The 9,045-nt window shown below is 65.2% G+C and carries 6 protein-coding genes and 1 pseudogene; 6 read left to right on the forward strand and 1 reads right to left on the reverse strand.

Annotated features, from left to right (window positions below; genetic code table 11):
* Positions 1 to 185 precede the first annotated feature (185 nt).
* From E3T19_RS17530 to E3T19_RS17555, 6 genes are all read left to right on the forward strand, one after another.
* Positions 186 to 2,348, forward strand: coding sequence for a hypothetical protein (locus E3T19_RS17530; RefSeq protein WP_134409461.1), 2,163 nt, complete (start codon positions 186 to 188; stop codon positions 2,346 to 2,348).
* Positions 2,345 to 3,316, forward strand: a complete 972-nt coding sequence (locus tag E3T19_RS17535) for a glycosyltransferase (protein ID WP_134409462.1) — start codon at positions 2,345 to 2,347, stop codon at positions 3,314 to 3,316. Before E3T19_RS17530 ends, E3T19_RS17535 begins: the two co-directional genes overlap by 4 nt.
* Positions 3,313 to 4,158 (forward strand): glycosyltransferase, encoded by an 846-nt coding sequence (locus E3T19_RS17540; RefSeq protein ID WP_088455277.1) that lies wholly within the window; start codon positions 3,313 to 3,315, stop codon positions 4,156 to 4,158. The genes E3T19_RS17535 and E3T19_RS17540 overlap by 4 nt, the downstream gene beginning before the upstream one ends.
* A gap of 47 nt (positions 4,159 to 4,205) precedes the next feature.
* The gene (glf, locus tag E3T19_RS17545; RefSeq protein ID WP_103461183.1) at positions 4,206 to 5,372 is read left to right on the forward strand and encodes a UDP-galactopyranose mutase; all 1,167 of its coding nucleotides are present in this window, start codon (positions 4,206 to 4,208) and stop codon (positions 5,370 to 5,372) included.
* A 104-nt stretch (positions 5,373 to 5,476) separates the two neighbouring features.
* Positions 5,477 to 7,333, forward strand: a complete 1,857-nt coding sequence (locus E3T19_RS17550) for a glycosyltransferase (protein WP_103461182.1) — start codon at positions 5,477 to 5,479, stop codon at positions 7,331 to 7,333.
* Entirely contained in the window at positions 7,321 to 8,223 is a 903-nt protein-coding gene (locus tag E3T19_RS17555; protein ID WP_134409463.1) for a glycosyltransferase family 2 protein, read from the forward strand. The genes E3T19_RS17550 and E3T19_RS17555 overlap by 13 nt, the downstream gene beginning before the upstream one ends.
* A 718-nt stretch (positions 8,224 to 8,941) precedes the next feature.
* Here the strand turns inward: E3T19_RS17555 and E3T19_RS17565 are convergent.
* Positions 8,942 to 9,045 (reverse strand): annotated as a pseudogene (locus tag E3T19_RS17565) (IS481 family transposase); the annotation flags it as partial.

Here is a 9,045-nt window from a genome sequence, read left to right on the forward strand (position 1 = left end):
TTCGATCTTCACCGCCTGCGTGGCACCCTGCCTGAACGCGGGTATGTGCGCCGTGACGCCGGATTCCGGCTGGGCGATCGCCGCCGAATAGAAGAGATAGGGCATTTAGTTTGGTCAAGTCGAGATACCTGTGGCCTGCCGTTGTGGTCGCTGCCGTCCTCCTCGGGGCGGCTCTCCCTCTCCTCGTGAACCGTGGATACTACTTCGTCGATGACACTCAGGCGGGCGCATTCGGCCAGTGGTACGAGATCGGTACCCGCATTTTGGAGGGTAATTGGTCGCTGATCAACCCCCTGGTCTGGCAGTCAGGTAACTACCTAGCCGAGGGGGCCTGGGGTATCTTCAGCCCTGTCCTGTGGCTAGTGGGTCTCTGGTCGCACTGGGCGGGTAACGCCCTGGTCTTCTCCACGGTTGTGAAAGTGATCTGCCTCGTGGCAGGCTCCCTAGGTACATACCTGCTCGCCCGCACTTTCCAGGTCACCAGGGCCTGGTCGGCCGCGGTGGCCGCCGCCGTTCCTTTTGCCGGTGTGACGTTTTACCTGGACGCCACAACCTGGGTCAACGGGCTGCTCGCGTGGAGTATGTGGGCGTTGGCCTTCGGCCTGACCCGCCGGGCGGTGTTCTGGGCGAAATCACCGACCCTGGCGATCCTCGCGTGCATCGGCACCGTCGGAATCGGCTACGTGCACGCGACGATCTTCCTCGCCATAGCCCTGCTCGCCACCATCATCGAGGCCTTCGTGGCCCGCCATCGGGCCTCGTTCATCCGCGCATTCCTGATCGCGTTCGGTGCCGGATTCTTCGCCATCGTTGTGCACCTGCCCGGCCTGTTGACGGCATCCACATCCGGCCGCAGGCAGGACATCGTCAACACCGGCCTGCTTACGGTCGACTTGAGCGGTCTCGTCGCCTCCGCGACCGCGGTCGGGATCCCGCAAGTCGGCATGTACGGCGCTTACTTCCCATCGGCTCCGCTGGTCTACACGAGCTGGATGCTCCCGCTGTTCGCGTTCATCGCGTGGCGCCGGTTGATGCCTCTGCTGGCCACCCGGCTCAGTGTGGTCATGTTGCTCGGCGTGGCGCTGCTGGGCGTATTGTTGCCCAGCGACGTCGGCCCGCTCCGGATCCCGGTGCGCATGATGCCGTACTTCACAGTCGCGCTGCTCCTCATCCTGGCGATCGGCATGTCTCTCGCCAGGGTCGAGACCATCTCGCGGCGGCGTTTCCTCGCGGCTGCCGGCTACACCGTGTTCGCCGGCGTCCTCACGGTCTACCAGGGGCCGCAGCATGCGAAGGTCATCATGGCCGCCGTCATCGGGGTGGTCGCCGTGTTGTGGATTATCTACCGAATTGGCTCGCCCACGGGGCTGCCCGCTGTGCCGGCCCGCTGGCGAGATCGGGGCCGAAAGGCGCAGGGCTGGATCGTTCCCGGACTCGCCATCGCCGTCACGGTCGGTTTCATTTACCCCCAGCACGTGGTGCACCCCGCCGCGCCGCTACTGGACTACCAGGTCCCGCATCTTGTCGAGGACTACCGCGCGTTGCTGACCGAGGCCGAGGGCGACGTACTGGTCGTCGGCGGGCCGCTCAACTCCCAGATCAACTCCGCGGACTGGCCGGAAACGACCGTCGCCAACCTCTGGTATATCCCCGACGCACCCGTGCAGAACGCCTACACGTCAGTGTTCTACCCGGGCTATGGTGATGCCCTGTGCATGCAGTATCAGGGCGTCACCTGTGCCGACCTCCTGCCTAAGCTGTTCAACTCAAACACTGACACCGGCCAGGACCTCGCCGACGACCTCGGGGTCAGCTCGGTGCTGATCGTTAAGAGCACCGTCGAAGAAGAATTATGGTCTGTCACCCCTGAGGGCTGGCATGTGGCCGCCGATACCGAGCTCACGAGGCTGATCGTGCGGGACGAACCGGTCGCGGGCGCGGGAAGCGTCGTGTGGCACTCGGAAGGTACCCAGGTGACCGTGCTCAACGAAGACGACATGGGCGTCAGCTTCCGTGTCGACGAGGTCGGCCCGGACGGCGGCGAGGTCGCGCTGAGCAGAATCGCCTGGCCGGGCTACGTCGTCGACGGTGGCACGCTTTCGACCGAGCTGGTGAACGACTTCATGATGGGGATCGACATCCCTGCAGACTCCGCCGGCGAGGTCGTCACTGTTGCGTTCCGTGCACCGGGCTGGCCGATGCAGGTTGCTTCCGGCATCTTGCTCGTGATCCTGCTGCTGGGATGGGGACTGATGAGGTTCCTCATCCGTCCCCGTCCTACCGCCCGCCGACCGCGGACAGGCTGGATCGGCGAGCTCCGCGACCCACTGAAAGAAGCGAACCGATGACCGCCCTACCTGCTGTGAGGGTCGTGGTCGTGGTCGTGGCCTTCAACCGTCGCGACCTGCTCCTGGAAAGCCTGGCCGCCCTGGCCGGTCAAACCCGCCGGCCCGATGAGGTCCTGGTGATCGACAACGCCTCCACCGACGGCACGGCAGAGGCCGTCCGCTCGGCGCACCCCGAGGTGACCCTGGTGGTGCTCGACCGGAACACCGGCGGGGCCGGCGGCTTCACCGCCGGCCTGGCCGAGGCCGTCGGGCCGCTCGGCGCGGACCTGGTCTGGTTGATGGACGATGACACCGTGCCCACCGAGACCGCACTCGCGGAGCTCCTGACGGCGCGCGCGCACGCTCCGGCGTCCACCAGGATCCTCGCGTCGACAGTGCACTGGACCGACGGCAGGGAACACCCGATGAACATGCCACGGGCACGGCCGTTCGCCGCGCGCCGATCCCTGGAGCGCGCCCGCGAGTTCGACTGCTACCCGGTTCGGTCGGCGTCGTTCGTGTCGGTCATGATCGACGCGCGCGCGGTCGCCGAGCACGGTCTGCCGGTAGCCGGGTACTTCCTCTGGAACGATGACTTCGAGTACACCGCCCGGATCCTGCGCGGGTCGACGGGATACCTCAGCCGACGCAGCATCGTGGTGCACAAGACCAAGGTCTTCGGCTCGACGAACATCGACCCCGGGCCCCGGTTCCGGCTGGAGGTGCGCAACAAGTTGTGGCTGCTGCGCCTCTCGCCGGCACTGTCCCCCTTCGAGCGGGTGCTCTACGCCGGAGCGACGGCCCGCAGTTGGATCAGTACTTTCGTGCATTCCGCAGACCGGGCCACGCTCCGGCACGGCCTCCGGGAGGGCCTGCGTGAAGGCCTCACCACCCGACCGGCCACGAACGCCCAGGTGCTGGCCGGGTTCGGCCGGGTGAGCGAGTCCGTCCAGGCGGCGGAGGCCGGTCCGGCCAGGGCCTCGTCGTGACGAGCCCCGGACTGCCCTTCTCCCTGCTGCTGCCCGTCTACCTGGGGGACCGACCCGAGTACTTCACCCGGGCGTTCTCCAGCGCCGTCACCGACCAGACCCGTCGCCCGACCGAGGTGGTTCTGGTACGGGACGGCCCGATCAGCCCGGCACTGGCCGAGGCCATCAGCACGGCCATCGACGCTTCCCCGGTGGAGGTTCGCCGGGTCGACCTGGACGTCAACGTGGGTCTGGCCGTCGCGCTGACCCGCGGGCTGGCCGCCTGCCGGTTCGACGTGGTCGCCCGAATGGATGCCGACGACATCTCGCTGCCGGAACGATTCGCCCGGCAGCTGCCCGCCATCGAAGCGGGCTGCGACCTGGTCGGAACGGGCATGCTCGAATTCAACGAGCTCGACAAGATCCTCGGCCGCCGGGTTCCGCCGGTCGGGCAGGCCGAAATCAGCCGTCAGGCCAGATTCCGCGACCCGTTCAACCACCCCACCGTGGTGTATCGCAAGTCGGCGGTCGAGGCCTCAGGCGGCTACCGCCATCTTCCGCTGATGGAGGACTACTGGTTGTTCGCGCGAATGATCATGGCCGGCGCCACCGTGCGCAACCTGCCCGAACCGCTGGTCATGTACAGGGTCGACTCCGGTGCATACAACCGGCGAGGTGGCCTGTCCCTGTTCCGCAGCGAGCTGGCCCTGCAGCGCCGACTGCTGGCGGACGGGTTCGTCACGCCCGGCCAGTTCCTCCGCAACGTGATCGTGCGCGGCGGGTATCGCTTCGTTCCGGTCGTCATCCGACGAGCCGTGTATCGCCGAATGGCCGTGAGCAAGCACACAGACACGCCCCAGTAGGATCGAAGTTTGGTCGAACTGGCCGCGCGTAAGTGAGGATGGGTGTTATGAACGTTGACCTTGTGGTTGTCGGTGCCGGATTCTTCGGCCTCACCGTGGCAGAGCGCTGTGCCAACGAATTGGGACTGCGGGTTGTCGTCATCGACAAGCGCGACCACATCGGTGGCAACGCATACAGCTCGGTCGAACCCGAAACCGGAATCGAGGTGCACCGCTACGGCGCCCACCTCTTCCACACCTCGAACAAGGTGGTCTGGGACTACGTCAACAGGTTCACCTCCTTCACTGACTACCGGCACCGGGTGTACACCACGCACAAGGGCGAGGTGTTCCCGCTGCCGATCAACCTCGGCACCATCAACCAGTTCTTCCACAGCGCCTATTCGCCCACCGAGGCCCGCGCGCTGATCAGCGAGCAGGCCGCAGAGGGCGAACTCGCCACGGTGAGCAATCTCGAGGACAAGGCCGTCGCACTGATCGGCCGTCCCCTCTACGAGGCGTTCATCAGGGACTACACCGCCAAGCAGTGGCAGACCGATCCGCGGGAGCTGCCCGCGGAGGTCATCAGCCGCCTGCCCGTGCGGTACAACTACGACAACCGGTACTTCAGCGACACCTATGAGGGACTGCCCGTCGACGGGTACACGGCCTGGATCGAACGCATGGCCGATCACCCCAACATCGAAGTGCGGCTGTCGACTGACTTCTTCGACCTCGACCAGGAAATCAACATCCGCGACGCCGTGGGCACGGTCCCCGTCGTCTACACGGGTCCCGTCGACAGGTACTTCGACTACTCGGAGGGTCCGCTGTCCTGGCGCACCCTGGACTTCGAGGAAGAAGTCATCCAGACCGGTGACTACCAGGGCACCCCGGTGATGAACTACGCAGACACCGACGTCGCGTACACCCGCATCCACGAGTTCAAGCACTTCCACCCAGAGCGGGACTACCCGAACGACAAGACCGTGATCATGCGGGAGTTCTCGCGTTTCGCCGAGGAAGCCGACGAGCCTTACTACCCGGTCAACACCGCTGCAGACCGGGAACGCCTGCTGCGCTACCGGGAGCGCATCGCCGAGCAGCCCAACGTGATCTTCGGCGGCCGGCTGGGCACCTACCAGTACCTCGACATGCACATGGCGATCGGCGCCGCATTGTCCACCTTCGAGAACAAGCTCCGTCCGCTTTTCGCCTCGGGCGCCACGAACTGACCCGGCTACACTGGCAAGGACAAGCATGACCTTCCTGATCCTCGCCGCCACGGGACCTCCCGGTTCCGCACCGCGGACCTGCTCCAAGATGCCGCCCCACTGTAATGGGCGACGACCCTTGCTTCACCACACTCCCGAACGCGCCGTTGACGACGTGCCCATCAAACGGGCCGGCATCCAGGCACCCGTGCCTGGAGCGGCCTGGCTGCGGGACGCGACGGTGCCAGAGCGCACACGTCGTTTCCTCGAGCCACGAGAAGCGAAAGTATCTTTTCACCATGTCTGACATCCTCTCGAACGTCCTCGGCAGGCCTGCCCTGTTCACCGCGGACCTCTCGCCGGAGACCGCCGAACGGCTGAGTGCAGCACTCAGCGCGCGCCAGCAAGCGTTATTGGTCTCCGCCGTGAACTTCCACGCACTAGACAATCCGGGCCTAGCCCTACGGATTGTTGTGCACATCGCCGGCGCGGGTGGGATGGCCCACCTGACGGATGCGGGTACTCGCCACACCAAAGTCACCACCGGGGCCACGAAGGTGGGGGAGTTCACCGCCCGGAGTTCGGTCTCGGGTTCACCGCACCCGCACTACACCCACCACCGCAAGGGCTGGCTGACCGATCCTGAAACCGGGGTGCGCAACATCGTTCTCGACGCCGAGCGCGAACCAGGTGCCCCATCGGCCAACGGGCGGGCCAGCCTCTACTGGAGGCTGCGCGGTGGCGTGGAACGCCGCTACCCGTTTGAGTACGACCGGATACGCCAATGGCTGCTGCGGGGCCGGGAATCTTCGCTCAATTCGGTGGTCGTGGATCGCCGGCTCGTAGACGTGACCGGCATACCCGCGGGCGAACCTGCGGCAGGCGGGGAAAGCGCCGTCATTTTTGGTGTGCACTGGCTCGAGTTGGGCGGTGCTGAGCGCTGGGCTATGGAGTCCATCGCACTCGCCACGGCAAAGGGTCTGCGCCCGATCGTCATCACTGACGTGCCGTCAGCGCATCCGTGGATAACACGCGCGGAACTGGGCGGTGCCATCGTCCTTGCCCTGACCCACCCCATCGAACAGCCCGAGCATTCGGAGCCGGTGCTCGAGGCGCTCGCCATGAACTTCGATATCCGGGGCGTGTTCGTGCATCACAGCCGGTGGGTTTACGACCGGTTGCCGTGGCTGCGCAATCGGCTGCCCGGCATCCAGGTGGCCTCTACCCACCACATTCTCGAATACAACGGCGGCGGGTACCCCGCCATCGGCGCTGCCTTGGACGAATTCATCGACGTGCACCACGTGATCTCCCCGCAGCTGGAGGATTGGCTGGTTCGGGTGCAGGGCATCCCCCCGGACAAGATCGCCCTTGCCCCCCTCATCGGGCTAACCACGACCGGAAGTGTCGCTGTCGCCGCGCGCCCGCGCGCCGACGAGTCCGTCTTCACCCTGGGCTTCATCGGCCGATTTGCGGCTCAGAAACGCCCCTACCTGTTCACGAAGCTAGTCAGGGAGCTACACGCCATCGACGGGCTCTCCGTGCGCGTGGTCATCCAGGGCGGTGGGGAACTCGAGCACTTCCTTCGCCGCGACATCGACAGCCACGGACTGTCCGGCATCGTCGAGTGGGTCGCCGAGGGAGCGCCTGTGAGCAACACGCTCGCGCGGGTCGACTGCCTGGTCCTGAGTTCCCAGAACGAAGGACTCACCTTGACGACCCTCGAGGCGCTTGCCGCCGGGGTCCCCGTAATCTCGACCGACGTCGGCTCCCAGCGCACCGTCATCGTGCCGGATGCCCTCGTCGCCCGCGACCCAGGTCGTTTCCTGGCAGAGGCGAGCGCGATTGTCGTCCGGATGGCCGAGTCCGAGGTATACCGCGTCGACGTTTGGCGTCGAGAAGTCGCCCTGGCCCAGGAATTCACCGAGTATGAAAGCGCCCACGATTGGGCCGGAAAGCTGTTCGAGTTATGGATAAAGTAAGCGCCGTCGTCGTCACCTTCAACAGGCTCGCGAAGCTCAAGACGGTGATCGCCTCCATCGAAGCCCAGACCTTCGCGCCCACCCGCCTCATCATCGTGGACAATGCGTCGACCGACGGCACCGCGGAGTACCTCGGTCAGCTGACGACCAGCATCCCGCTCGAGGTGATGTCCCTGCCCACGAACACCGGCGGGGCAGGTGGATTCTCGGCGGGCATGGAACGCGGCTATCAGCTCGGCGCCGATTTCGTCTGGATCATGGACGACGACTGCTACCCGCAGCCCGACGCCCTCGAGAAGCTGCGTGACGGCTTCGTCGCCGCCGTCGCCGAGCTCGGCCCCGAGGTGCCGTTCTCCTGCTCGTTGGTCAACTACATCGACGGCGCCATCTGCGAGATGAACAATCCGGAGCCCACCTGGGACTGGGCCAGGCTCGTGTCCAAGGGTCAGCGTTCGGTGACGGTGAAGAGCTGTTCCTTCGTGTCGGTGCTCATTCCCCGTTGGGTGATCGAGAAGCACGGCCTGCCGTACTCCGAGTACTTCATCTGGTTCGACGACCACGAGTACACCCTGCGCATCACCCGAGCCTGCCCGGGTGTGCAGGTCCTCGACAGCGTTGTCGTGCACGACATGGGCGACAACAGGGGCGTCAACTTCGGCTTGATCGATGACGCCAATGCGTGGAAATTCGCCTACGGCATCCGCAACGAGGCGTCGTTCAGGCTGCACCACCAGAGTCTCTTCGCCTACCTGTATTTGTGCGCCCGGGTGGCCCTGATGATGCGGCGGGGCCGGGTCGCCGGCAAGCTGCAGCGCCGGATGTACGGTCGCCTGCTGGCCGGAATCCGGTTCAACCCGGCCGTCGCTTTCCCCGCAACTGCACGGAGATAGTGGCCGAAGTCCTCATCTGTCGGCGGAGTATCGCTGTTCACCGTCCCGGGCGAACTTAGGGACTTCGATGCCTTTGGCTCGCGGCTCAGCTTCTGCCAGGCGTCCTGAGTGCGCAGTCGTCAGCCGGCTCCAGCTCGGCGGGATCCACCGGTACTAGCTGATCCGGTCGCGCAGTACAGTGCCGAGTAACTCCGCGTGCCAGACCCTTCAACTCCCTTCGCAGATGGGCAGTTTATGAGGTATCGGAGATCGCGAGAAATACGTCGACGCCCACATAGCCGCCGGTGACTCGAGTCGGCCAGAAGTGGTTCATGACTACCAGGACGACTGCCATATCGCGCAAAGCTTGGATGTCTGCCCGGACCGCGCGGGTGCGCAGATCCCGCGCGCTTCGATGCTGCGGTGCACTTGGGACGTGCCGTCGGGCAGACCTGATTCGCGTTTGCTCGACAACAGAGATTGTTTCCTCTAGTTCTCTGATCTGCAGTCGCTTCGACGCCTCTGGATTCGCGATGCCAGCCTTGCGGTGTAGGCGGGACGGGCCGCACACAGATCTTGGATGAGCGTGGCACGTCGTCGGAGACGGACTGGACAAGCAGATGGTGAAACGTGGCGCGCGTCTCCGCCACTTCGAAGACACCCCGTAACAGGAGGCTTCACGATCAGTGCCAGCCGCAGCGGAGGTGCAGCGCGAAACTGTTGGCGGGCATTGTTACAGCTAGGTGTACTGCCCAGGCAGGTTAGTTAACCGCGTGATCGGTGGCTTGCCTCCGATGGCGGTGTGGTGCCTGTGGTGATTGTATTCGTGGAGCCATGCTGGCA

The sequence above is a fragment of the Cryobacterium sp. TMT4-31 genome, assembly GCF_004403385.1.
Taxonomy (GTDB): domain Bacteria; phylum Actinomycetota; class Actinomycetes; order Actinomycetales; family Microbacteriaceae; genus Cryobacterium; species Cryobacterium zongtaii.

Bases quoted from the DNA above. Each gene is read 5' to 3' on its own strand.
- E3T19_RS17535 (WP_134409462.1), top strand. From the start codon at position 2,345: ATGACCGCCCTACCTGCTGTGAGGGTCGTGGTCGTGGTCGTGGCCTTC.
- glf (WP_103461183.1), top strand. From the start codon at position 4,206: ATGAACGTTGACCTTGTGGTTGTCGGTGCCGGATTCTTCGGCCTCACC.
- E3T19_RS17550 (WP_103461182.1), top strand. From the start codon at position 5,477: ATGGGCGACGACCCTTGCTTCACCACACTCCCGAACGCGCCGTTGACG.
- E3T19_RS17555 (WP_134409463.1), top strand. From the start codon at position 7,321: ATGGATAAAGTAAGCGCCGTCGTCGTCACCTTCAACAGGCTCGCGAAG.